Origin of the sequence: Halobellus ruber (genome assembly GCF_014212355.1) — an archaeon.
Classification (GTDB): domain Archaea; phylum Halobacteriota; class Halobacteria; order Halobacteriales; family Haloferacaceae; genus Haloquadratum; species Haloquadratum rubrum.
The window spans coordinates 1-26,797 of record NZ_JACKXD010000007.1; the positions used below are offsets into that span (position 1 = coordinate 1).

General features: G+C 53.9%; 13 protein-coding genes. 7 read left to right on the top strand and 6 right to left on the bottom strand.

The features are described 5' to 3' along the window. The 6 genes from H5V44_RS15855 to H5V44_RS18215 all read right to left on the bottom strand — a co-directional run. The coding region (locus H5V44_RS15855; protein WP_185194118.1) for a DEAD/DEAH box helicase at positions 1–4,777 on the bottom strand (4,777 nt) is incomplete at its 3' end. Between the two features lie 3 nt (positions 4,778–4,780). Next, positions 4,781–5,539, bottom strand: coding sequence for a hypothetical protein (locus H5V44_RS15860; protein ID WP_185194119.1), 759 nt, complete (start codon positions 5,537–5,539; stop codon positions 4,781–4,783). After that, positions 5,539–8,910: an S-layer protein gene (locus H5V44_RS15865; protein WP_185194120.1), complete on the bottom strand. Its 3,372-nt coding sequence runs from the start codon at positions 8,908–8,910 to the stop codon at positions 5,539–5,541. Before H5V44_RS15865 ends, H5V44_RS15860 begins: the two co-directional genes overlap by 1 nt. Next, on the bottom strand, positions 8,907–9,782 hold the full coding sequence (locus H5V44_RS15870; RefSeq protein ID WP_185194121.1) for a hypothetical protein: 876 nt from the start codon (positions 9,780–9,782) through the stop codon (positions 8,907–8,909). The genes H5V44_RS15865 and H5V44_RS15870 overlap by 4 nt, the downstream gene beginning before the upstream one ends. Next, complete coding sequence (locus H5V44_RS15875) at positions 9,779–10,693, bottom strand: hypothetical protein (protein WP_246404060.1); 915 nt, start codon at positions 10,691–10,693, stop codon at positions 9,779–9,781. Before H5V44_RS15875 ends, H5V44_RS15870 begins: the two co-directional genes overlap by 4 nt. Before the next feature lie 280 nt (positions 10,694–10,973). After that, the gene (locus H5V44_RS18215; RefSeq protein WP_394354561.1) at positions 10,974–11,972 is read right to left on the bottom strand and encodes a hypothetical protein; all 999 of its coding nucleotides are present in this window, start codon (positions 11,970–11,972) and stop codon (positions 10,974–10,976) included. A 652-nt stretch (positions 11,973–12,624) separates the two neighbouring features. Between H5V44_RS18215 and H5V44_RS15885 the strand changes: the two genes are divergently transcribed. The 7 genes from H5V44_RS15885 (at position 12,625) to H5V44_RS15915 (ending at position 26,677) form a co-directional block, all read left to right on the top strand. Beyond that, positions 12,625–13,563 (top strand): hypothetical protein, encoded by a 939-nt coding sequence (locus tag H5V44_RS15885; RefSeq protein ID WP_185194123.1) that lies wholly within the window; start codon positions 12,625–12,627, stop codon positions 13,561–13,563. Next, positions 13,560–16,274: a DEAD/DEAH box helicase gene (locus H5V44_RS15890; RefSeq protein WP_185194124.1), complete on the top strand. Its 2,715-nt coding sequence runs from the start codon at positions 13,560–13,562 to the stop codon at positions 16,272–16,274. Before H5V44_RS15885 ends, H5V44_RS15890 begins: the two co-directional genes overlap by 4 nt. Next, the gene (locus H5V44_RS15895; RefSeq protein WP_185194125.1) at positions 16,271–18,352 is read left to right on the top strand and encodes a hypothetical protein; all 2,082 of its coding nucleotides are present in this window, start codon (positions 16,271–16,273) and stop codon (positions 18,350–18,352) included. Before H5V44_RS15890 ends, H5V44_RS15895 begins: the two co-directional genes overlap by 4 nt. An 86-nt stretch (positions 18,353–18,438) precedes the next feature. Beyond that, on the top strand, positions 18,439–21,597 hold the full coding sequence (locus H5V44_RS15900) for a RecB family exonuclease (protein WP_185194126.1): 3,159 nt from the start codon (positions 18,439–18,441) through the stop codon (positions 21,595–21,597). Between the two features lie 225 nt (positions 21,598–21,822). Beyond that, entirely contained in the window at positions 21,823–22,335 is a 513-nt protein-coding gene (locus H5V44_RS15905) for a hypothetical protein (protein WP_185194127.1), read from the top strand. 75 nt (positions 22,336–22,410) lie between these two features. Next, complete coding sequence (locus tag H5V44_RS15910; RefSeq protein ID WP_185194128.1) at positions 22,411–25,554, top strand: ATP-dependent DNA helicase; 3,144 nt, start codon at positions 22,411–22,413, stop codon at positions 25,552–25,554. Positions 25,555–25,657: 103 nt separating this feature from the next. Next, a complete protein-coding gene (locus H5V44_RS15915; protein WP_185194129.1) occupies positions 25,658–26,677 on the top strand; it encodes an HNH endonuclease in 1,020 nt (339 codons plus the stop codon). Positions 26,678–26,797 lie beyond the last annotated feature (120 nt).

Sequence of the window (26,797 nt, forward strand, 5' to 3'; positions counted from 1 at the left end):
AGGTCTCTTCGACATCAAACGAGAGAACAGAAGTTTCACGCTTAGCATACGTGTTCTGAACGTCAGTGTCGGCCTCCTTGTACATCTCCCGGGCAGTATGTGCTCCGTTGGAGAACAGAAGGTCTGATCGGTGGGCCGTCACGCTATCTGGTGAGACCAGGCGCTGTCGTTTCGGCGGTGTGTCGGCTCCACATTCGCATATTACATCTGGGGATTCGTACGCTTCCCAGCAACCCGGACAAACGTACTTCTCTAATAGTTCTGCGGATTCAGCATCCTCAACTCGTTTTCGAAGTTCTGAGGATTCGAAATCGTCCGTGGTAAGATGCGAGACAACATACGTATCTCCACCATCGAGGTACGCCGCACCGGGATGTAGTTCACTGATGGCTATCTGAATATTCCGTCCATCGTCGTCGCCGAGTGTCCGTGTCGTGTACTCGTCACCGTCACTGTCAACTAACGATACGGAGACGCTCTCGGCGACCGTTCGCATATCGAAAGCGTAGCGACTCTGACGCGACTCACGCAGGAAATCGACGTACGAGAGCCCCTGGACACGCTGTTTCTGCTCTTTGAGTGCCGACTTCCTATCAATCAGCGTCTCGTGTTCCTCTCGGAGTTGTTGCGCTTCCTGATCGGATGATGCTCGACGCCTGTCACGTTTGATTTCCCGTGTTTGTCGGGTCACTGACGTCAACTCTTCATCAATATTATCGATATACCCAGTATAGCTCTCCAGATATCTCTCTGCGAACTCGTCGACGGCTTCCTTTACGAGATCACCAAACTCATCACCTGCGTCTTTTATTCTCCCGTCACAACCGTCCTCTCTACAGTGGTTGACGGCTTCCTCGCGGTTGTATTTCCGGCTACACAGCGGACAAAACTGGTATTCAAGCAGTGATTTAAGATGATTCTCGATATCGGAACGGTAGTCGTGTACAATCGTCGCAAGTTCACTAAATTGTGAGTGATCAGTATCGAGGTCGAGCGCCTTCGTCCGCGCCGACATCACGTGCGTCAGTTTTGCCGCGTCATCCTCAGGAGATGGCTGACGCGGATGAAACGTGTGGCCGCCGGACACGTCTTTGTACCGCCCATATCGCTCGACATCCCACGGAATGACGAAGTTCGCGGCGATGTAGTCGAACACGGCCCACGTCAGCGAGATGCGCAACACCTCGCGGTTATGTTCCTTAAGCGGCACCGGCTGTGGGTCTGCAGCCATCAGATCCTCTGGCTGGTCATAATAATAATAGTCAATGGGGTTGCGTTGACTTACTGAGTGGACCAATGAGGCGTTCGAACTCCGGCCAGCACGACCAATCCGTTGAAGATACGCGTTCATATTGGGCGGGGTTCCGTAGAGCAACAACGCATCAAGTGCTCCGATATCGACACCGAGTTCCATAGTCGGTCCCGACGAAAGAAAATGCGGGTAGTTGCCTTCCCTGAAGAGATACTCCAGTTCACGGCGTTCGCGCTTATCCGTCATACCGTGGTACACTCGGCTCAAAAGGATGCGAGTCTCCGAGTAGAGTGCTCGATAAGCCCGTGCCGTGAATCGTGGGTGCGTGGGTGCCGCCAAGTCGTCGATCGTAGTATCGAACGGGACTGATGATTCCGATCGAAGCCCGTACTGCGCATTGAGCGTAGGTTCGATACTCCGATTGTTCGGATTATAGCGAAGGTGATCATCCTCGCCTGCCTGAGTAAGTTCAACTACACTCGGGTTGAAATAGACATAATCTCCCTCAACGTTCAGAATACCTCTCTCTTCCAGTCGATCGATGGCAGTGCCATCCGTTTCAGAAATCTCGTCTATTGGAGCGTCGTTCCCGGCATCAACGAGCCCACGAAGGACTGCCTGTTCGTGCTTTGAGATTGCGTCGTGTACTTCCGGTACCACTCTCACATCGAGGATACCATCACTGACCAACGACCCGCTGTATTCTCGATAACGAGGGCTGTAGCGGTGCGGGATCGCTCGTCGACGCAATCGGTCACGGATAGCCTCTTCAGTGTCCATATGCCGGCGGGCCGTTCCAATCAATTCCGAACGTAGATCGAAGGTGAGGTTCTGAATATCATTTGGTGGCGCGAGTATATCGTGAAGCGCGTCGATTCGTTCCACTGCAGCGTCGAGTACTGCGTCGAGTGTCGGCCAGGTTGTTGCTGATTCCCGAACTGCTTCAAGTAGACACTGATCAAGCAGGGTTCCGACCTCGGGTTCACTGAAGTCACGGTCGATTTCTTTCATATCGCGGTGTGAGTCAGCAAACGAAAGGAGTTTAGCCGATTCGAATCCCTCGTCTTCTGAGACTTTGCGAAGCAGATATTGTGACGTTGTGACAGCAACGTTTCCAGGCCCCCGAATCAGTTCGTCATAGCGTCGATCCGGGTCGTAGCGAAGTGACTGATGTGTACAGGGTGCTACGGGCCGGAAACTGCTCACAGACCGAATCGTGCCGTCCGGTTCGAACGTCTGAAACCTTTGGAATGCGCCTTCTCGAACGCGGAAATCTCCAGCACAGTCACAGGTCCGTTCAGCAAGGAATGATGTCTCGCAGTCCTCACAGTACGTATCAACGAACACCTCGAACAGTCCTGCCTTTGCGAACGTGTGGGATGATCCGCAATCGCACGAATCCGGTGGCTGATCGAAGTAGGTCCGGTCACAGTCACCGTTACGACAAACCCACGGCAGGAAACGGGTTTGACTCACAGGCGTTCCACACTCACAGACTTTCCCGGTACCAGCGTCGTGAGTTTGCCCACAGTTGTGGCAATCCACTTCGCCAGATCCGGTGACCGGTCGTTGCTGGCCCTGACAGACAGGGCACCCGCTTTCGTACGGTTGAGTCGCTCCACATTCCGGGTTCGGACACGAGAGCGTTTCCGTATCGGTGTGGACCATATCGGTCCCGCATTGCTCGCACTCCTGTCTCGAAGATCGTTCGGTAACATATCCGCACTCCTGACATTCGAGATGTGGATGAAATGTCACTCGAAGCGACCGAATAAGTTCATCACGGGCGTGACGACAGCGTTGACAGTAGTGATCGTTTTCGAACGTCTGCTCGCCCTCATCGGACGGTTGGTACGGTTCGAGTTGTTCACATTCCGGACAGTACCACGCAATCAGCGCTTCGTCGTCGCACCCGCGGCAATACGCCGTTCGGGTGACGAAATCGAAACCACATTTCGTACAAGACTCACGTGGCGAGCGATATACCGCATCACACGACATACAACCGTAGAATCCGTCGATGGGCCAAGAGAACAGGTGCGTTCTATTCTCCAGCAGACCTGAGAAAGTCCCGAGGGTCTGAAAGTTCTTGAGGACTGTCTCCGCTTCCCCTGGTTCAAGTCCAAATTCAGATTGTAGAAACTCCAGCACATCGTCGTATGTTTGAGGGTTTTCAGCTAACTCCCTGTGTAGATGCTGGACGGTGTTGACGACCGGATCGTCCGTCGCCTCAGTGAAATGGTCGAATAGTGTGTCCTGTAGGAGTTCCCGGAGTCGTTCATTATCAAACTTCTCGGGATCAACATCAAACTCGACGTTGGAAAGAAGGGAAGGTGTCCGTTCGTTGCGGGCGAAGGCCAGCAGATCGGTATCGGTCAATTCGGTTGCTACCATAGCGTTCGGAACCTCACTAACCGAATCGGGGTTCAGTGTCCGGGGTTCTTCATCGACGTGCGTAATCGATTGTGCATCACTAACTTTCCGAAAGAGTTCCACGTCGTTATCGACAGTCGCCGAGCTCGCTATCACCTGTAGATCATCGCAGTCTCGCTCCGCCCGAAGGGCCCGAAGGCGCTTGGTCAGCGTCGCAGTGTAACTGCCAAACAGACCGTCATACGTGTGAACTTCGTCGAAAACAAGAAACTCGGGTTCGTAAATGAATGCTTCGTGCTCGTCAGGTGCATTAATATTGATGAGTTTTCGGTTGATTGTGTCGGGGTTCGTGAGAAGGATATCCACGCCCTGGGTGAGGATCTGGTTCTTGGTGAGGCGAATGAAATCTAACGGCACGTCATCAACGCACTTGCGCTTCTCTGGTTGTAGTTCGTAGCGTTGTCCGGCGTGATGAATGCGAACTCCTTGCCCACAGTTACGACACTTCTCAAGATCCTCGTTCCGGCCGGGACAGTCGAAGTATTTGAATGAGGACTGTAGGTAGCCCTGTGCTTTCGACCCAACGTTCGTCGGTGTGTCACCGTCATAGATGCCGATGGTGATCTGCTCTGAGGATGGCCACTTCTCATTGATGAGATAAAGATACTGGACAAGGCGCTTGAACTGGTCTTGTGCAAGCGCCTTTGTCGGGTAAATTAACATTGCTTTGACGGTTGACTCAGCATCCTCGCGTTTCATATCGAGAATCCTGTCCAAAATCGGAACCAACCACGCTTCCGTCTTCCCGCGGCCAGTCGCAGCAGTGACGACCGTGTCCTCACCACGCTTGACAGTCTCGACTGTTCGCTCCTGGAACCGATAGAGACGACGGAATCCGAGATCGCTGAATGCTGTCCTGATGAGTGGATTAATATTTTGACTCCGACAGAACGACTCCCACGACTGTTCGCTCCAGTTAGGGATATCAAGCGCTTGTAAATACGGTCCTCGTACTCCCAAAACCGACTCTTCAGTGTCGGGCGTCCACTGATAACGGTTCGCAACGCTACGGGCTGCCGGACCAACCCGGCCCACGAAATGATTCCGGTACGCTTCGACCATCGCCTCCGCGCGTCTTGCTGGGTTGTCCATCAGTCAGATCTTGATTTTCACCACGTCCCGAAGCTCATCCACCGACAGCAATTCTTTAGCGATGTCTCCGTCGAGTTTTCTGAGTTGAATACTCCGTCCCTCTGCCAGCCTTTGAAGAATATCAATAGTCTTATCAGATAAATTATTTTCTCTCTGAAAGGTCTGCCAATCCATTCCGCTTTTATTCCACTGCTTTTGAAGTCCGCTCCATTCGGAGCGCAGCGACGAGATCGACTCCGAATCATCTTTCATCCGACGTTCGACAAAGGCTTCAATCTCGTTGAACATCCGCGCTTTATCAGATGAGTGCCCGAACAACTTCTGAACGTTTCGAGCGGCGTTCAGTTTATTTTGCCAACGCTGCTCCACGTCATCCAGTTCGTTTTCGAGTTGATTTGTTGCTTCTTTGACTTTCTTCTGCGCCTGCTGAACTTTCTGTTCGTAGTCGCCGATTGAATCCGCATCAACCTGCTGGTAATACCAGTCTTTATCATAATCGACGACGGATCGACTCTGTCGTCTCGCATCCTCAACGGTTCCGGGAACCTCGTCCTTGCCCTCAACCACATCAACGAGAATGGTTGCGAGGAACTCCATCCGCTGGACTCGACGATTGAGTCTATCGAGCGCGTCCTCTACTGAGTCCAATTTTCCGAGGTAGCGCTGTTTTTTCGCCTCGAAGTTGTCCGCAGTTTCATATTCCGCGGCCTTCGTACTGATTTCGTTCACTCTCGATGCGAGTGAATCGCCTGACTGGGACATCAATTTCCACCCCCGATATTTTCTTCAACGGTCGCATTCGTCTGTATCAACTTAGTCATCTCATCGGAACGCTTGACTTCCTCTTCAAGCACATAGGTTGTGTCCGGAACCTCAACGCCTTCTGCTGCCGTAATCATCTCGTCGATAGCCTCGTATATTTCCCACTCGACACGCTCGTTCCGGCTTTCCTCAAAACGATGGAGCAGCTCGAGTAACTCCGGGCCAGTAGCCGACTGTACGCTCCGGAACGTCTCAATATCGGACTGAAAAGCCGCAAAGCGGATCTCATCTCCTGTTTCAAGTCGTTCTTTTTGTTTCTCCCACCGCTCTTTTATATTCACGTCGAGCGTTCCGACCGCCTCATAGAGGTCCTCGTACAGTTCTCGTAGTTGAGGAACGTTGTGACTCTCGTCGAACCAAGTATCGATCTGATCGACCGCCTCAATGATGTGCTCAACATCGTCCCCTCCCAAGGAATTCAGTTCCTGGGCATACTCCCTGACCCGCTTGAGAAGAGAGTTGAGGCGTATCGTCGCATCCGACCGGTAATTCCCGATACGGTAGGCATCGGCCAAGTCGTCGTCGATGTACATTGCCTCTGTAACATAGGTTTCAAGGTTCGCTTTGACTACCCCGTATGCGTCTGAGAGACGCTGTTCGTCCACAAAGTTCTCTTTCAGTTTAAAGAATCCCTCTGCCAGGTCACTTGGGTGACTACTTGATTTCGTGAGGTTGTTATAGGATTCGCGGTATGCGTGGCTGTCTGCGAAGCGCTCTCGGACTGGGTTGGCATACTCCTCAGATGTCTCGAATTCTTCGAAAACCAATTGTCGTGAGAGCTCTGTGGTTCCGCGAGAGGCGTTGTGTAAGAGGTACTGCGCCACGATGATGAACTGTTCGATGGTCCAGTCGTCTGGAAGACAAGATTCGATATCGTCCCGCATCGCCGACCGGAATTCCGCGACGTTATCGTCAACCCATCCGCGCAACAAATCATAATTCAATTCGTACTGCTCCTCGCTGGGAAGCGCATCGTTTTCACTCAGGCCGCACCAAAGCAGCGGTTCATAGATATCGTTGTGTTCAGTTCCGAACGGGAGTTCAATACTCAATCCCTGTCGCTCGTTCACCGATTGTATCGACACCGGAGTTTCGGACCCACGGGCATAATAAATGCCAGCGACACCCGTTGCCGATGCATTGGCGTTCGCAAGGCGAGTCGGGTCGTGCCACTTTTCAAGAACAGTAACCGCACCCTCTCTCAGCGTGTCTGAACTCGGATACTCGTCACCAGTCTTGAGCCACTGCTCATACTCAAACCGTTGCTGGTCGACTTCATCGGGAGTGACCGTTACTTCGACGGGATAATTCCCGCCCGCGGTGAGAACCTGTACCGTCACCTCATCCTCGACACCGTCAATTTCTCCACGGATCGTCATCTCAGGCGTCTTATCGGCTACAACCGTTAATTGCCCGTCAGCATCGGTTTTCCCGGCCTGCTCATCATCTTTATACAGGGGGACATCACTGATTGGTTCACCATTGAATCGGGCAGTTATCGTTACCTCTTCACCCTCGTCCGGACGGGAAGGATTCGGTGAGAGATTCAGTGAGTCCGTCCCGACACTGAACGTCTGTGAATCTGAGAGGTCTGCTTTCCGGGCTGTAATGGTCACTTCACCTTCCTCGTTTGGTAAGACCAAGTCGTACCGGCCGTCATCGTCGGTAAACCCGACTGATCCCCCATCGAGTTCAATATCGGCGTCCGCTTCGGGGCGACCATTGAGCGTCGTTTCAATCGAGATAGTCGCTCCTGGTTCTATCGTTCCACCAACTTGTTCAAGTCGGAACTCCCGCTGAGGACCCCCTCCCTTTCCGCCGAGAACCACCGGATCATCGTCGGCCAACACACCGTCCGGAACCGTGACATCGAAGATCTCGAAGATGCCACGTGGCAGTTCGATATTTTGTTCTGCCGTCGGGATGCCGTACCACTTCGCTAAATTCTGAACATCGGCTGGAAGGTCGAGAGAGACAGGCGTTGGGAACTGCTTGACATAGGGATTACCATCGATCGATTCGAACGGTGGGGCTCTCGAAGTCAAGCACTCTCGGATGATACGGATGAGCAGCAACCGTGGCGTGCGCCGCTCGTTACCATCCTGAACGAGATGTTCGTAAGCACGGCGGACGAATTCTGCATTGAACGGGTATAGTCCGTCGAAGTCGTCTTCATCAATACCTATATCTAGTGTTTCATTCGACTCTTCTCGGATGACCGAGACGTACTTCCGAGCGAGCTCGACAGTGACATCTTCAGTGAGGAAGTACGCCTGACCTGTTTCGTCGGTCGTACTGAGATACCCCTCAGCACGGTCTTTCATATACGTGTAGGTGTTTTCGCTCGTCCCGAGCGCTTTGTCTAGACTATCTTTCTCCCATCCAGTCGTCCATCCGAGGACGACATCATAGTGGCCGCTATCGAGTTGGAAGATGTGGTCCAGCAGCTGTTCTTTCAGGACACTGAACGTCGTGAGGTCCTCGCAGATAAGCACCGGTCTGAGGCCCGCTTCGACGTATTCATCAGAGATCCGCTCCAGTTTCTCTTGGAAGTTCCCGACATTGAGTTTACTTGAGAGTTCGTCATGAAGAAAACCAAGGAGACTCGGATAGATTGTATCCTTACCGGTTGTTCGATTGAACGCACTCAGGGCAAGATCCCGATAGTCATCATCGTCGATAAGATCCGGAATCTCGTCGTCACCATCCCCAGCGACGGCTTCCTGGTATGCCTCAATATTCTCCGTAAGGATGCCCCGCAGGTCAGTTCCCGATCGGTCCTCAATCAAGTCGTGGACCTCATCTTCCGACAGTTCCTGGAATACCGTCGGCGCATACGCATCGAGATTTGCGATCATCGCATCCGCAACCTTTCCGGGGTTCAGGTCCTCAACATTCCCGACTTGGATATCCATATCAATCGGTTCGGTAAGGATATCAACAATATCCTCGATACGTGTCTGACTGCGTGAGACGTGAAGTGCGATGTGCGTCTCGTCCTCGCCAGTGTCGTTGCTGCGGCCGATCTGATATTCCAGCCACTGACACAGTTGGCTCTTGCCGCTACCGGTTTCTCCGCGGAGAATAAAGATCCGGTTGTCGTCTCTGACGTTAGATTTCAGAATAGCGTCACGGAACTCTTCTTGCGTAACGAACTCGTCGTTCGTTGGATGCGGGAACAAATACTCGCTTTTGATTTTATTGATGTCGATGTGGGTGCGCTCGAATTCGGGCCTCGACTTCTGATGGGACTCAGGGGTCAGATACCGTCGAACGATCTCGTCATCCCAGTCAACGGACATTCGAGTCATACATTTACCTCCGTGAAACGATCGTATGGATATCGATAACTTGGCTTATTACTCGCGGGTAGGCCGTGAAGATGGAACTCCTTGATTACAGGTTCCTCAGTTCTAGAATGAGTCGATGGGAGTTTCACTTCGTTCTGTGCGTCTGCCATACCGCGCACATCCACAACCCCGTCATCAAGCAGATTCTGGAGAGTGTCTGCGACACCCTGGTGTAGTTGTGGCGTCCCCGGTCTATCGGCTAAAACAGACATAAAGTACTCCTCTATCCAAGCTACTGCTTCTCCGAAATCGTTCGAGTCTTCCGTACGCTCGAACGTCTCCAGTAATTCGTACAGCAGTGCTCTGGCCGGACTCAACACGAGCTCGCGTGAGTCAATGTATGTCAGCACACCGATACCCTCGTAGAGTCGGTACCACATATTGACTTTCACATCATTCCAGTTGATGTAATCAAGATCTCTGTTGAGATACGTCTGTAGGAGATCTCGTTCTAGTGTCCTCGAAGCTTTCTCGAAGGCGACATCCTGCGTTCGCGCTAGGTGATCTTGTGGGCGCTCCTGCTGCCGCAGGTGATGTAATAATTTCGCCTCGAATGATAACTCCGGAAAAACGTCGTCGTTGATCTGCTCAACTACGCGTTCTTCGGGCCGTTCAAGAAAATCAACCGTATGTAAAAACCGCACACACCGGTCTAGATGATTGCTATCATCAAGGGTAAACATCCGTTCGAGTTGTTTGAAATTTATTGGTCCTGCGACTGCTTCCGATATTGCCTGGTAGATCAGTTTTAGTTCGGCTGGCCGTACGGCATTGTAATTAACGAGCGTTGCATCGGGTTTGAGGTCGGCGTATCGGTAGTTGTCTGCTGTCATCGGTGGTTTGGGGAACGCTGTCGGTATTGTTCAAGCATCTTCGGGTCGTACTCGCAGATCTGGAGCGCTTCCAAGATGTGATTTGCCACACGTTGGGTATCGCCACGCTCAGTCCAGGATCGCAGTGCTTCTCGAATCCGTTCAGAATAGTTGTCCAGAACGTTCTCTAAATCGTGCCTGACAAAGTATCGTATGGACTCCCACACGGGGCTGTCTGGCGGTGCCTCGGTGTAATCGAAGAGGTCGTCTATCGACCCTGCCGGAGCGCCCTGACGATGATGAATCGTCGATGCCGCGTGGAAGAATATGTTCCGCGTATCCACGACCGGCACGTGGGAATCAAGATGATTTTCGAGGAACTCGCTCGACAGGTGCTCGTAATCCCGGACCGCAATATCTCCGAATTCATCTACGATGGACTTTCCCGGTTTCATCGTGTATGTCGGCGTTTTCGGAGCAGCCGTATCCGTTACTAAAACATACCGTGCCTCCTCGTCGAGCGACCGTTTGACAAGTTGCCGAACTACCGTTTCCTCGCCATATTCGTCGATTCCTTCCTGTGTGACAACGTGTAGTAGAGGAAATGATACCTCTGAAGGATCGACATCGTCGGTCGAGACGTGGTCGTAATCCACAAGTCTATACTGATTATCCCACACGTCCGTGTGGAGCACGGTATCGAATCCGAATATCTGAAATAGCGGCACAGAACGCAGTTGTGCCCGGGCATGCTGGTCTCTGGCCTGCAGCTGCGGTTCTCGGACGACCACGGTCGGGATGTCGGAGTTGATAAACTCGGCAAACGCCGGCAACTGTCCGTTGTTCGTGATTGATCCGTACCAGTCTGGCGTATCTGAATCGGTCATCCTCGGGTTATCCCAGTTTTGCCGTTCGATTGTATTGTTGTCCATCGGATATGCCTGCTCCAGTCCCCTAGTGGTTGATCCCACGCTCGTTCTCCCGTTCTCGTCACTGGTACGTGCTTCTGTGCGTAGTCGGCGGGCCAGTTGTCGTTATACGCTAACATCGCGTTATATCGATATTGACATCCTGCTGTGCCGTCAGTTGTCAGAGCATTTCTTCCACCCTTTATTGACACAGCATCGGAAAGCAGTCTGGACATAACCGCCTCTTGAGTAGGCTCAACTACCAGTGAAACGTACACTGTCGGTCCTGATGCCGGATCCCCACTCATTCGCATATCCCCGTGTACTGAAGCAAATAGCGCTTTCGCTGGCTGATTGTACTTGCCGAGACACGAAGGGTATCAGACAACTGCGACAGCGTTGGACGATTATCACAGTCCACGGTATCGTATGCCGCGTGGAGAGCAGCACCTGTGAGCGTACGCGGGGAAAACCCGTGACAGTCGGTCTCGTCATCTGCCCGGAACGCTCTGAGAAGCGTTTTGGCGCACTGTTCAACAGGCACACCGATATTAAGTTCCGACGTAACCTTCGGAATGAGATCCTGTGGTTCTAATGGCGGAATCTCGATCTCCATACGGACCTCAAGTACCCCACGTGCCGTCTTAATCTGGTCTTCTGTGGCCCGAGCCACTTCTTCGAGTTCTCTCAGGGAAACGGGGAGTTGTAGCGGACTCTTTCGGACCGCTACGAGAAGACAGGCGGTTGCGAATCCGTTCGCAGACCGTCCAGCGACCAACCCCGCAGTATGGGCCTTACGATAGAGACGGGCCGCGTATTCAAGTTCGACATCCGGGATGTCGTATTCCGTGCCCATCCGACGTATCTCGCTCAGAGCGGCGTCGAGTCTAGTCTCCTGCTGTGTTCGACGGGTGGTCCACGGTTTCCGGCGTGCTACCCGACGCTGTGTCGCTGAAAGCGGCGTGCCATTTTCATCTGTAGTCACGTTTGCCGTGATACCCACCCCGAGACCCCGATCAGCGTACAGATGTGTGACCCGACTTCCTGCTTGGGCCTTCGAGTCACTCCCACTGTCTTCGTAGCGCGGCCGCGGGGCCGTTGATATTGGTTCCTCAGATACGACGATATGACACTCCGGACAAACGGCTTCCGTCACATTCACCGACTCGATTATTGACTCACAACCAGGACAGCGACGATGCTCGTTTGTTGCGTTTTCTGTCGGTTGCTGGGCAGTCGTTGGACGGTACTTGCTCTGTTCTGTGGGCGATACGGCGGCCGAAGAGCGTGGTTTTGCCTGCATTGGTGTACGGTGATAACCGTGGTACCGCCACGGTGGCCGGAGGGTCTCCCCGGCACTCGGCGGGCGCAGATTTTGGTCCGCGCATACCTCTGTGTACTTGTTCTGACAGCGGTGCTATAAATCTGTGGTCCCGGTCCTTCTCGTATCCGTATTCTACTCTGCCGATGGGTATCGTGGTACTTAAACTAGAAACACGTGATTATTTTTCGGCGATCGAATGCCAGTCCGTGAGGACTGGCGTGTCTCGGGTGGTTAGGCCGAGACGCCAGCCGACCACTTATTCACGGATTCTGACCATCCGTGAACAGCCCGACCGGCTGAATTCAGTTCGGTTATCACCGTAGGCGCATAGTGCGCCGTCTGAAATTATATCGTTTCGGCGTATTAAATTTGTGAGTACTTCATTTGAATACCTGTTCTTTGGTTTACTGTTGAGCACTCTGTTGAGGGCTTCCGGCATCGGTCCCTAATTTTAATACGACCGTATTCTATCAGTTTGTTATCACGGATGGGTCATACCTCTTCAACAGTAAGGAAATTTGAGCGGCTTCTTGAAGATACACGCGACCAACTTTCGACAGTACGTGATACGTATTCGCAGTTGGAGAGGACGGAATCAATCCCTGATTGGGTCATACAATCCATCGGGGATTTGGACCGGGAACTCGATGATCTTAATAAAAAGCTCGAAGTTTCCGAGCAGGACATACGAACCGCCGAACAGACTGCCCGGCGTGTCACGACTCTAGCAGGGGTTATTGACGCATTCCGCGAGCGACAGCGCACGATCGCGGAGGCGGCGACTGAACGTGTCTGTACGACTCTCTCAATAATCGCAGATCAGATCCAGGAGAACGGGTTGTCTCCTGATACGTCACCATCCCTCGATACGTTACAGCAACAGTGTTCGATGCTGGAAACATTGATTGAGAACGAACGATACGCGCAAGTACTTCAGCACGACCGGGTATCACCGAGATCTATAGAACCGCGGATACGAGAATTAGACGAGTCACTCCCGATTCCTGAGCGCACGCACGCACGGGTCCATCTCGATATTGTATCCAAGCTGCTTGATGGAATCCACGAATCACTGGCGATGCTCGGAGAGGAAAACGACGATCGGATGGCCTATCGTGACGATTTAGAGGAGATCAAGTCGGAAATCGATGAAGTTGAAGAGAGACTTCAGAGTGACAATGTGCCCTCTCCCGAGCAGACGACACGACCTCTTCTTGATGATTGCTTGAGGATGTCCGATCTTGTCGCACAGGCGGCCGCAGACCAACGGTTGGCCGATACTCTGGCAGAAACAATCCAGGAAGGAGACTTCATTGTCGACTGTGATGTCGCAGCGTGTAAAAAAGCGGGTGATGGAGAGAAGTTACTGGATGAACTCGGTAACGAAATCACCTCGAAAGCCGAGCTATCAGAGGCGAAGCGGCTTGAACAGCTGCTTGTCGAGCACGATGGAAGTGTTGTCAGGACCGCAGAGGCGACGGACTATACTGTAGACGCGATAATTGAGGAACTGTCGCAACTGTATCAGGCTGGAAACGTGGCCGATGTACACGTTGAATTCGGCAAATGAGTACTGATCACAAACCCGTCGATCTCGAAACGCTCAATAGAGCGTGGACGACCTTCGTAGAGACTGAAATGGTCTACGAGCGGGTACAAGAAGATCTTGTCTCCGAAGTGACTGATTCGTGCCGCCGACAGATCAACGCAGGGAACTACGATGCGGCTGCATCTCTGAAGGATATCTTCGACGTATTGGTCGACAAACATTGTAACGAGGAGAGTGCGTTCACGGAATCGGTTCTACGATCAGATGGGCTCCTGGTTGATACATTGGAGTGCGGGAGAGAGCGGATCGCGCGTGCCGTTTTCAAGCGACTCGTGGAACAGTTGGTCAATGACGGCGAACTCCTCTACGTGTACAACCGACAGCAGGTGCGGAGCCACGTCGCAGAAATGGCGCGCTACTTTGCACTTATGCGTCAGCGGCTTACTGACCAGACTGACTACCAGTTCACCCCGAATCTAGTTAAGATGGTCAAACTCGCGTCGGCAGACCGCGAGCAACCGATAATGGGGAAGGATAGAGCGAAGGCACGGGACTTCCAGACGCCGATACGGAAGATCAACGACCAGGTATCCGCTGAAGACACAAATCCAGCGTGGGAACTGGATGATAAGGTCGGTGGTGGATGGGAGGATCTCGTCAAAGAGACGATGACGACGATGAGTCGGTTTTTCGAAGAGGGTCTTCCCGAAGAGTTTGATTCGCTGGCAGCGTTTCAGGCACGGACGTTCGTAGCTCTTTATTTGAATTCCGTGACCGACCGGTCGGGACTGGATTCACTCTCCCACGTGGTGACAGCGAGTACTGGCGGTGGTAAGACGGAAGCGTTTATGTTCCCAACGCTGGCCTATTGTTTGACTGCTTCCAAGGCAGGCATTAGTAGTAACAAAGCCGTTCTGACGTATCCGCGAACCGACCTCTGTGACAACCAGTTTGAGCGAGCTTTCGACTACATCACGGAACTCAACCGTATCGAGGGTAGTCTGGATGCTACCTTCGAAGAGGCACCGCTGACACTCAGTATCCAGCACGGGTCGCGGGGAGACGTGACGCTCCCGTGTCCGCACTGTGATGGAACGCTGGAAGTCGTGGATGAATTCAAGAAGCCATATTTCCGGTGTGAGCGTTCGCCAGAGCATACGATCAGGTACGCCTCGGTCGACCGATCCAAACCGGCTGATGTAATCGTCACGACGCAGAACTCACTTCATCGGCGACTTATGGATCAGTACGGTCGAGACGCATTCTGGGACTCTCCCTATCCCCCGAAATTCCTCGTTCTTGATGAAGTCCATATATACACTGATCAGGCGGGGATGAACGTCGCAAACGTCGTGCGACGGTTCAAACAAGGGCTCAAGCAACGCGCACGCAACCAGTCTCCGACGCTTGTCGCGTCGAGTGCGACGATCAATAATGCCGAGGACTTCACCCGCCGTATCTTCGACACCGACCGGGCGGAAGAGATCAGTCCGACTGAGGACGAGAAGGACACGACCAGCCGCGAACACTTCGTGTTCGTAAAAGCGACTGATCCACGCGATGTGGTCGTTCCCATCGGGGATTCTGTCTACAGACCACGGGACGAGTGGGAAAACGTGAGCAAGACGACCGCATCGAACCTCTCGTGTATGATTCAAATCGCGTTCGGCTTCTTCCACACAATGCGGAAAGAACGGGCGGGCAGCCGAGAGGGACTCAATGTGAACAAGGACCGCGTTCTCGGGTTCGTCGACTCGATTGACTCGGTAAGCCGTCTCGGGGGATACGTTCAGGAAGCCGAAGAGGAAGGATTATTCAAGTACCGTTTTCCTGACGCGATTCTGGGCGAGCGCGGCAACAATCCGGACTGTCCGCGGAACCTGTTCCGCGGTGCGACAGACGACGAGTACGACGAAGATGCCGTGTGTGAGTCGGTCGTCCCGAACGAGAACATCAATCCCTGCCCGGTCTATCAGGATGGCGAATGCTGGTGGACGATGCGGGACCGGGAACTGGACCTCGAAGATATGACTGTCGCCATCCACCGCAGCGGCAATACAAAAATCGCAGGGTCCGAGAGGCCAGTGGGTGACGATTGGGACCAGCTCATTACAACTAGTGCGTTAGAGGTAGGATTCGATCACGCGAGCATCATTGGGACTTTTCAGTACCGGGCACCGAGGAGCGTCCCCGGATTCTTACAGCGGAAAGGACGAGGTGGGCGCGATGCTGCGGACGAACCAATAACCGTTGTCGTGCTCGGGTCGACACCCACTGATTCGTACTATTTCCACCACTCAAACTACCTCAGCGAGCCCCGCGACGACCATCTCAAAATTCCGCTCGACGAGAACAATCGTTTCATCCGTGCTGAACATATGACCGCCGCGATTATGGATTACTTCAATATCTCCGAGACGATTGATGCAAAACGAGCGTTTCAGGGGTCGTATTCTAATGGTCCAGACGTCGAGTATCTTCGGCAGTGCTTCGATAACAACAGGATTGAATTGCGAGGCTGGCTCTCGAACGCTTTTGATGGCGATGACGACGAAATAGAGGAAGTCCTATCGCAGTTCGACACGTTCCTGACATCCGTCAACGAGTCAGTTGCCCCCGGCGTTGACGAGACACCATACTGGGAATTCTTCTCCGAGATGGTCGAACAAGGCGATTCGAGTGCGCTGGAATACATCGACGAATTACTTCAGGAACTGGAGAACGAGCGATGAGTGACGATACGCCCGAAGGGCCCGACGACAACCAAGTGACAAGCAAACGAATCGGTCGTCTCCAAGGCATTCGAGGTCACGTCGAAGACTTCGTATCGAAGGACTACTCGTATCTGGATCTGCCAGGATTGTACGATGTGGACCCGGAAGCACAGAGTCCATACGTCGTTTCAGGGACGTTCATTCCAGAGGAAGTCGGCGGAAACGTGACTGTCGTGAATGCTGACGGGGAGAGCGATGGCAATCTCGGCCAAGAAAACCTCAATCAGATGCTCAGCAGTTTTCTTCCCGGCGGGTACAAACAGCGGTGGGGGAACTTCGACCTGTGGCGGGGAGCCTGGGACCACGAGACGCGGTTCGGTCACGCCGATATCGGACCGATGTTCGAATGGGCAGACTCATTTCCGCTTACCGAACTCATCGGTTCTGTCTCCGAGGTTGACTACGCCGAATTACCCTTCGATCCTGAGGGGGTCCGCGTGTACGTCCCGCTGACGGTCCGGGTGACGATGGAAGATAAGAACGACACGGACTACGTGTGGATCGAAGACAAAGGTATTGTCTGGACGGGTGACCCGCCAATGCGATACGAGCCACTCTCGTCGGATCCGACGACGAACTACCTCTGGTTCAAGCACGTCGAAGGATCACTCGAATCCGACACGACACCTGTCGCAGATGCCGACATTGTCAACGGATTCTCGTTTGATGATGATCGTCGGTTCATTCGATGTTATTACGCGTCGTTGCTTACCCTCTACCCTGAAGATTCACAGCGAACGCGGTCGGAAATCATCCGGTACCGCTGCGAAGAAGACGAAAGGGATGCCTTCGTTGCCAGTCGGGAGCGAAGCCAGTTGCTGAGCTTCGAACTTGACCGGGATTCCCTACGCTCGAATATTAAACGCGCTATCGATTCAAACCCGTATCTTAAGCGGGATCTCCGGATAGCGTTCCTACAGACGAAGATTTGGGAAGAGTTGTTCTTCGAACAGAACGCATTGGAGAGCGTTTTCGCCATCGAACCTCTGGTTGAACACCTGCTTGGAATCGACTATTGGCGACGCGTCGTTGACAACGAACCGATGGGGGTGTTCAGCCTGTCAGGGACGGGTGTTATTGACGAGGTACAGCGGCTACTCCCAGAGGACTCCTCGCGCCATCTTCGATTACTCGGGTACGAAGGACGTGAGGCTTCCCGGGCATTAGACGCGATCGAGAACCATTACGACCCCGTCGCTAAAATCTTGGCCGAGTGTCGGAACGAGACGCTCCTGTTGAATTTCGCGGAACGGATTCTCGTCCACTCGGCGGAACACGCACTGTCGACGTGGTCGAACGACCTGACCGGTTCAGGTACTACCTTCGAACTATGGTATGATGTCACGTTTCAGGAGAGTGACGACGATGTCGCCCGGATCGCGGTGTACGATCCGATTCAGGGCGGTGCTGGCATCGCAAAAGAGGTGTACGAACAAGTACGGGAGAATCCGAGCGTTGGGATTGAAGCAGGACTCGCAGCGCAGGGACGATGTCACTCTGCCGCCTCAGATCGTGCGACTATCGAACTGCTCGGTAGCCACCCAAGCGGTACGCTGTACGACATCTATCACAATGATCACGACGAGTTTACGTCGCTGGCCGAGTCGAAACTGTCAGGTGTCGTCGGTGACTTCGAGCACTACTCAAAGGAAGACCTGCTTTCACGCGTCGAACAACGGACACGGATCCTATTCGAAACGAGAGAGCTCGCAGCGTTCTACTCCTACGTTGCTACAGAGTATATGTCCGTCAAGGAAACGATCGAGAGGACACCACGAGTCGTGGATCTCGCTCTCCATCTCAACAGGCACGTCTTCACCGATCCACGAATCAAGACCACATACGAGCGATTCGCTGACGATTCGGGACGACGGGACATCGCCGAACTCGGCGAGCGACTCGGCGAGTTAACCGTCCAGTGTGTGACGGCCTGTCCCGACTGTCTCAAGACTGATTCAACCATCTGTCTCCACGGAACCGGACAACAGGCAGCACGGCTCAATAGACGGCTCCTCACGGCAGTGTTAGACCAATGATTCACAGTCTCGCTACAATTCTCGATGATCAGGGAACAGACGCAGGACCCGAAGTAACCGTTCGCTGTCGGGTCCAAAGCGACCCGATGCCAGGCGAAGGGACAGACGAATTGACAGTCTATCTCATTGATGATCCGCATAATGACATCGATGAGAAGGCGTTCCTCAGTTTCTGGGCAGGGGACCCACCGCATCCCGATCTCGAACGCACCGCACCGTATGTCCTTTCCACTCTTGGTGTCTCAACCGAAAGTGATGACGGACACAACGATGGACTCACCCTCCAGCGTGGCGAAGAGTTGCTATTGCGGGCCATCCCGAATCGTCGGGGCGGCGACGACGCATTCTATCTTAACGTCACCTCGTTCGTGATCCGAGATCCCGGGAAACTCATCAGCAAGAGCAAACTCCGCACGCAAGAGCGATGTCCACGAGAGTATTACTTACGGTACGTCAAACGAGTCTATCCAGGAAATAAATTCGATGTCGAAAACTACGAGCAAGAGGCCCGATTTCGAGGAAACGCGGTTCATAAAATAACCGAGAACGCATTCAAGCAGCACCTCGACCGGTTTCAGGACGCATCGTGGACACACGAGACTGTCGAATCATTCTGCGAAGACCAGTTCGCCGCTGAATTCGGATTCGAACAGGCATTACTCGTACTCTCAGGGGCGGGCCTCGACGTAAGAGACCACGTCAAAGATGCTGTGACGACGCTATTCACTGACGATGAGTTCCTCACCCGGATCGACTCGGCGGACCACGTCAGCGTTGAACAGTATCTCTCGAACGACTATGGGTACGCAGGCCGCGTGGATATCCTGCTTGACGGCACACCGTACGACATCAAAACAACCCGCAAACCGGATACGGACGACGTTCGGACTCATAGCAAGCAGATCAAACTCTACCTGTTCGCTCTCCTGTTGGAACGCATCGACCGAGGACAGTCGTTCCGGCAGTCAGTCAACCACGGTCAGGACGGCTATCTTGTGTATCCGAACGTGCAAAGCGACGGTGTCCGGTTCGAGCAGGTAGCACTTACGATGGATGATGTTCAAGAGTTCTTACACGCGCGGAACGAGGTTATTGAAACGGGTGATGCGTTTGCGCCGCCATCGACGTACAACCGAGAGTGTGAAGGCTGTTCATTCGCCGTCGAAGAGTGGATATCCGGACCCGACGACACCCTTCCGCCGGCGTGTACCTACCACTGCCAGAACGAGCGTAGGTGGCCTTGCTACGAGTTCGACGGCAACGAGTTAACAACAGACTGTTCACTGTTCGACCGGTGCGATCAGCGACTCGAATATCGTGACCCAGAGGTCATCGACCACTACGAGAGTGTCAGAGTCGCATTCCAGAAAGAGCGACGGGCGCGCGCGACCGCCAGAAGTGCTGTCGATACCTTCGATGACACAGTCCTTACTGAAGCCGGCTACAGGATCCCCGAAATGGACTGTGTCGGTGCGCGAGCAGCCGGAACCGTCATCCAATTTGAATCGACACAATCGGTTGTACCCGCGTTCGAACCGGGAGAAATCGTGAGAATCGAACCCGAAGACGGAACGAGTTCGGACCGCGCCATTTACTTCGGTCGATCTGAGGGACAGTTCCTGTTTAGCCCCGTCGAACCCGGTGTCAACGTGGCTGACTTCCTGGCGCCGGATACGTCGTACAGAGCCACGTACTCCTTCAGTGTTGAGACGATCGACGATCGATATCTGCCGTATCTCGACTTCGCACAGCGCCGGAATGCCGGTGACAAACTAAACAGCACTTCTGACGAGCGTGAGTCTGACGAGATTCCACCGACCGTGTCCACGTCAGCAGTGCCGGAGTATCTCGACCGCGAGAAGTTGTTCGTCGATCTTCCTGTAAGCACCCGACGAACCGAAGACCTCGGCGCACTAGTCCGGGAACTCGTGACCGCCCCGTACCCGGACCCACGTGGGGACGGGACCGTTCCGACCGAAGCCCGGCGGGCCTTAGTTCTGTGTGCGACGCCCGAACAGGCTGAGCAGGCAGTCGCGGCACAGCCTGACGGCGATCATTATCGCCTCGATGGTACAGGCGGCCCCGACGCGATAGAAAATGACGATGGATACCACGAGATTCAAGATCGCTTGCTAGATTCTCGATCGCTCGTCTCGACGATCCAGCAGGCGACCGGGCTTTCCGGTCCTGGTGGTGGCCGGGAATTCTTCCACCGACTTGAGGAGGGCTCGTTCGGGAATCGTGACCACTCTGAGAACTTCTTCGACGTGCTTGTGCTTCTCGGAGCCGAACGACTCACCGAACCGGAGTTTCACTTCCTCGCCGACATCGCAGATCGTCTCGTCGCCATTGGGGATTCTCGCCAGAGCGGTCCCCGTCTGCTCAGCACGGCAGCCGCAAACGCAAGCCTCGATGTCTACTTCGAACAACAGTTCGAGCGGTACAGAGCATTCCCGACCGAGGAAGCAGCTAGTCTCCAACTACAGGGCGAGGCACCGCCCGCACTGCGAAAGTTCTACCGCGATGGCCCGTGGGACGCGATCGACGGAGAGATCCAGTTCCTCGGGATCGAAGGCGACGAGGAAACAGCGCTTGATACAGTCGAACTGGAAGCATCAGTTCCAGCAGCGACCGGAAGCGGCCAGCGACTCGTCTTCGATGTCACAGACACACCGCTCTCGCCGATGGCGGCCCGGGAACTATTCGAGGACAGAACCGAACTCGATGCGACGAAACTGCGGAAGGGAACGGTAGTCGTGATTGATGACGAGAGCTTATTCCTCAGCGGGAAAGAACCGCTTGACGGCGAGGATCCCACGCACCACCAGGTGACTATTCAGGCCGAGCCATCTGAACTCCCGCAGTTCAGTCGGGCGCTGCTATCGAATCGCATTGCCGAACGCATCGTCACCGAGGTGGCTGAAGCCGAAGACCCAGACGCGGTTGTGACGCCCTTCGAGAAACACGGCACCAAAATCGCCCGGCTGCTAGACGAGAAGGAAGTTGATGTTCCAGTTCGCCGACCCGAAGAACTCGACGGGTCGATTGCCGACCACACGATCATCAGCTTCGCCACCTCGAACGAGGACCGTATCGTTCGACCCCCACTTGACGACCCCGAAGTTCTCTATTCGCTGCTATCTAGTGGACAGGACGTGATTGTAGTCGGGAACGAACCGACACTCCGATCCAGAGACGTATTCGACGAATTGCTGGCTGACGCGACGGAATACACGAAGATCTAACCGAGACGTGATACAGGTTCGATCCTTCCACGGGCTCGTGAATCAGCTTGTTTGAGATGGTTGGTCATATGAGTCCGCTCGGCAACTCGGCCTGTGCAACCATCTACGGTTGAGGTTACTAACTGTAACTCCTGGCCGGTTTTCGACTTTTTATACGACCGCGTGCTTCTGATGGGCGAACCGATAGCCGGCTGACATCCCGTTCGCCACACGGTGTTCAAACATATGACTCACGACGCTGTTCCACGCGCCCCCGAAACGGCAGCACTCAACGACGAACTGTATTCCGCTGATCCCGGACAGAAGATCACTTATCCCGTCACGATCGACGACACGGGCGTGTTTATCGAACCCACCGACGACGACTCGATCCAAGTAGTCGGGTTCGAGAATCCTGGCCAAGTACCCAGCGCCAGCAACGATACCTACGCGGTAACCGGCATCTACAAAAAGTACATCGTCGGAGTACACAATGATTCGAAGTATCTCGTTCTCCAAGACGTGCTCCGTATAACGCCTATTACGGATCACGAACCCGAGTCGGGAGAAAAAAGCGACTCAACAGAGGAAGCACCAGACGCGGATCAAGAAAAGACGAACACTACTAGCAAACGTCCGACCCTGAATTCGGGCAAGCGGGTGACGACCAAAGGGGGCGACGAGCGAATCACGGGCAAGAACCCCTTTGCCGACCCAGAACGCCTCAAAGAAACCGGTATTCACCAAGGCGGCAACTAACCTGAACGGCAACGAAAACCGGGTGTTGAAAACTACACGACCAATTATTTGAAATCTCAACAACATATGAGGCCTATGGACGATCTGCCGTTGAACGAATCCGAGTTTGTTAGACGGCTCGAAGAAGCCAACCAAGAGCGATTCGACGATCCCGACTGGTCGTTCAATGACCCGCAACAACGAGCCATTCTCCACGACGAAGGACCACTCCACGTGACTGCGGGGCCAGGCAGTGGCAAAACAGAGGTGCTCGTCTCCCGTACGCTGAAACTTCTGCTGGTCGATTCCGTCCCGCCAGGCAGTATCCTGCTGACAACGTTCACCGAGAAGGCCGCACAAAGTCTCGAAGAACGCATCGTTGACAGACTCGACGCGATCGGCTTCGGCGACGCCGTCGATGCGAATGAGATCCGCGTCGGGACGCTCCACTCGCTTTGTAACGATATTATGCAGGAGTACCGGTATCAGGACTACGCCAACGTCGAACTGCTCGACGAAGACGGCCAGCAACTGTTTATGTACCGGCACTGTGACTTCGTCGATTACATCAGCGGCTCCGATCTGAACGGGCAATGGGACACGGTGCCCGAAGCCATCGATGCCCGAGATGAGGACTGGCGGTTCTTCGAGGAACTCCACGGCTGGCAAGTACACGATCAGCACGGACCGAACAAATGGCAAGCAACCGAGATTACCTCGAAACTCTTCAATCGAGTCTCACAATACCGCGCCTCAACCAACCGACTCCGACGCCACAAAGACCGACCGTGGCGGGCGTGCGCCGAAGGACTTGAAAAATACCGGGAAACGCTCCGCGAACAGCAACGCTGTGACTTCGCTCGGTTACTCGAACGCTTCATCGAATTCATCGATACTGAGGCTGGACAGCGATTCATCCACGGGGAATCCGGCCGGGAACGACCGGCGTTACAGCACGTCTTAGTCGATGAGTACCAAGACACGAACCCGCTCCAGCAAGAACTCTATTTCCAGGTGCTTGAAGAAATGAATCGGCCGAACATCACTGTCGTCGGAGACGACGATCAAGCCCTCTACCGGTTCCGCGGCGGCACCGTCGAGTGCCTCATCCAGTTTCCGAAACGGTTACGAGAACGGTTCGGAACATTCGTCGAAAGCGTCCAACTAAGAACGAACTACCGGTCGACGAAAGACATCATCTCGTGGTGTAATCGCTACATCGACAACCACCCGGCGATGCAGGTCGACGGTGCACGTGCCCCGGGCAAACAGCCAATGGAAGTCGGGCGTGACGGGACCGAGAACATCGAAAGCGTCCGTGCGATTCTTGAAGGCAACTCCGATGCCGAGCCCGCAGCCATCGCTGCCGAACTCGTCGACCGTATGCACGACACCGGGTACATTGACGACTACAGCCAAGTCGCATACCTCTTCAAAAGCACCAAAGAAACCGACCGCTGGGCAGGCCAGTTCGTAACCGCACTCCGGGAACGAGGAATCCCCGTCCACAACCCGCGGAACAAAGCGTTTCTCGACCAACCTGAAGTCGAATTCGCACTCGGTGCGATCATCCGGGCTCTCGATCCCGAACTTGATGCACTGCAGAAACGCGGCATCCAGGGCCGCGTCACAGGCCAGATCCAAGACTGGTACGACGGCTTCGACGAGTACGTCGATCAGCACGACGCCACCGCGCTGGACCGATACGTCGACCAGATCGGCACCGAACTCCGAGCCACCGAGGACGAGTCACTCGGACTGAACCTGTTGGACCTATTCTACCGGATCCTCTCGTTCGACCCGTTCCTGACGTGGGTCGAAAGCGACGACGCCCCCGCCCGCGGCAGACGACTCGGGCAGCTCTCAAAACTGTTCGATGCGTTCGCCAGCGTCTCAGGACGATCAACGCTCACCGCGTCGTCGTGGGCGAACTCCGTCTCAACCAAGTTCCTCGCGGATTTCTACTACCTCTTCTGTGGGTACCTACACGCCACGGACTTCGACGAACCGCAAGACCCCCACGACCAACTCCCATCCGGATTCGTTCAAGTAATGACCGTCCATCAGGCCAAAGGCTTGGAATTCCCAGTCGTGTTCACCAGCGACCTCGACAGCGAGCCTTGGACCTTCGGCGGCACCTACTGGATCGAAGAGGAACTCGCACCGTACGCCGACATCTCACCTCTTGGGGGCGAAGACGAACGCTCAGTCCGCGACGAAATCCGGCGGTTCTACGTCGCCTACTCCCGCGCACAGGAAGACCTGCTCTTACTAGACCAAGCCGACACACCGACCCAACTCACACTCGGCTACGACGACGGCACCGCACTGACGACCGACTGGTTCGACGGATCACGTCGCATCAACACCCCTGACGACTTCCTGGACCACACCACAGGCTCGGTCGGAGAACTCCACGACGTTGACCTCAAACGACGATACAGCATCACAGGAGACGTACTCGCCTACAGACGGTGTAAACGACAGTACGGCTACTACACCGACCTCGACTTCGCACCGAACCACGTGACACAATTGTTCTTCGGACGCGTCGTCCACGAAACACTCGACCGAGCTCACCGACACTACGCCGGCGAACTCGACGGCTCAACCGAAGGCACCATGCCCACCGACGACGATATAGAACGCTACTTCCGCGAAGTCGCAGAAGCACTCAAAACACGGAACATCTACCCGATGAGCGAAGACGCCGAACAAACGGCGCTACAGTACATCCAACGGTTCAACCGCCGAGAAGGCGACCGACTCTACCCACGCGTAATCGACACCGAGCGCCGACTCCAAAGCAACCGCGAGGAGTTCGTCCTGGAAGGAGTCGTCGATGTCCTCGTCGGCGACGACGACGGCCGGGAAATCTGGGACTACAAAGCCGGACGCAGACCCGACAGCGGCCACGAACTCACCGACTACAGCGCCCAACTGAAAACCTACGCTGAACTATACCGCTACGCCCGCGGATCCTATCCCGACCGCGGTGTCATCTACTTCCTCGGCGAAGAAACCCGCACAGACGCGATGTTCGAGTTGACATTCGACGACGACACCGTCCAGGACTCACTAGCAGACTTCGAACGCACAGTCCAGCAAATCCAGACCGACCGCGAGGCCGGCAACTGGTTCGACATCACACCCGCCGACGCCCCTTCAGAAGGCACCTGCGCCGAATGCGACATTCGCTGGAGTTGCCCAGCCCGACCCGAGTATTCACTAGAGGACTGAACAACTCGATGGTTTTGCCGGCCACAGAGACTAATTCAGTCGCGGAGTTTTTTCACTATGACTCCCAAAACAGTTTTATTATAATCTACAACTATACGACTATATGTCTGACAAAAAACAAATTTTTCTTGCCCCGTGTAGCCGTGAACATAAAACTAAAACATATGAACATTTCGAGAGTACGGTTCTGGACGGGGTGGATACAGACACTTATCCGAGAATAAAATCCTCAGGGTTTGATGAAAAAGTTAGTGTATGGGGTACAGTCAGCGGAAATGAAGTCCATTGGCAGAAACTGGATGCCGGAGACATCGTACTGTTCTACACGAAATCCGGAGTCTACACACATCTCGCCGAGGTTGTTGACACAGAATACGATGAGATCATCGGTGATCAGTTGTGGACGACCTATGACGGAAAGCGACTGGTGAATGATCTAGAGGAGCCTTGGCCATTTCTGATCTATCTTAGCAATGTCCAGCAGGTGGAAATTCCCGCAAAAGACGTACATAACGCCCTCGGCTACAATATGGATTATCCACAAGGTTTCATACGCCCCACAGAGAGTCGTCATAGGACGCTTCGAGATGACTTTGGAAGTGTTCAGAATTTCATACAGCGATACACGAATGCCCCATTGAGTGAGTCGATTCGCTCAGTTGAAGAGACTATAGAAGACCTGAATTCGAGACTCAGTCGAGAACCTAAACTCGAAACGACGGTCAAGCGCACACCGACAGAACGAATCATACGGTCAAGCGCATTTCGTCGGAGAGTGAGAGATATCTACAATAACTCTTGCGCAGTATGCGGAGCTAGACGAAGGTCTCCGCAGGGAGCACCAGAAATCGAAGCGGCCCATATCTATCCTAAGAAACGAAATGGTAGCGACGATCTCCGTAATGGTATCACACTATGTAAACTACATCATTGGGCGTTTGATGTAGGTTGGTTCAGCATCGCAGAGGATTACAGTATTCTCGTACAGGAAGCTAAAAACCAGCGAGGATACGAAGAATTCAGACGATTAGACGGTCAAGGGCTTCGGATTCCTGAAGAGAGCCAATTACGACCGCATAAGAAATTCCTGCGAGCACACCGTACTATCCACGGGTTCGATTAATCCGACCTATTCAGAAGAACAGTATACTGACTCGTTCTTATCTTCTTCACCGCTGGTCCCAATTGTACAGACGAGGCATCCGCCGCCGGGAAACACTTCGACCTGATCTTTATTGATTTT

Coding starts and splice junctions, on each gene's coding strand:
- H5V44_RS15860 (WP_185194119.1), bottom strand. CDS start 5,539: ATGTCCCAGTCAGGCGATTCACTCGCATCGAGAGTGAACGAAATCAGT.
- H5V44_RS15865 (WP_185194120.1), bottom strand. CDS start 8,910: ATGACTCGAATGTCCGTTGACTGGGATGACGAGATCGTTCGACGGTAT.
- H5V44_RS15870 (WP_185194121.1), bottom strand. CDS start 9,782: ATGACAGCAGACAACTACCGATACGCCGACCTCAAACCCGATGCAACG.
- H5V44_RS15875 (WP_246404060.1), bottom strand. CDS start 10,693: ATGGACAACAATACAATCGAACGGCAAAACTGGGATAACCCGAGGATG.
- H5V44_RS18215 (WP_394354561.1), bottom strand. CDS start 11,972: ATGCAGGCAAAACCACGCTCTTCGGCCGCCGTATCGCCCACAGAACAG.
- H5V44_RS15890 (WP_185194124.1), top strand. CDS start 13,560: ATGAGTACTGATCACAAACCCGTCGATCTCGAAACGCTCAATAGAGCG.
- H5V44_RS15895 (WP_185194125.1), top strand. CDS start 16,271: ATGAGTGACGATACGCCCGAAGGGCCCGACGACAACCAAGTGACAAGC.
- H5V44_RS15900 (WP_185194126.1), top strand. CDS start 18,439: ATGCCAGGCGAAGGGACAGACGAATTGACAGTCTATCTCATTGATGAT.
- H5V44_RS15905 (WP_185194127.1), top strand. CDS start 21,823: ATGACTCACGACGCTGTTCCACGCGCCCCCGAAACGGCAGCACTCAAC.
- H5V44_RS15910 (WP_185194128.1), top strand. CDS start 22,411: ATGGACGATCTGCCGTTGAACGAATCCGAGTTTGTTAGACGGCTCGAA.
- H5V44_RS15915 (WP_185194129.1), top strand. CDS start 25,658: ATGTCTGACAAAAAACAAATTTTTCTTGCCCCGTGTAGCCGTGAACAT.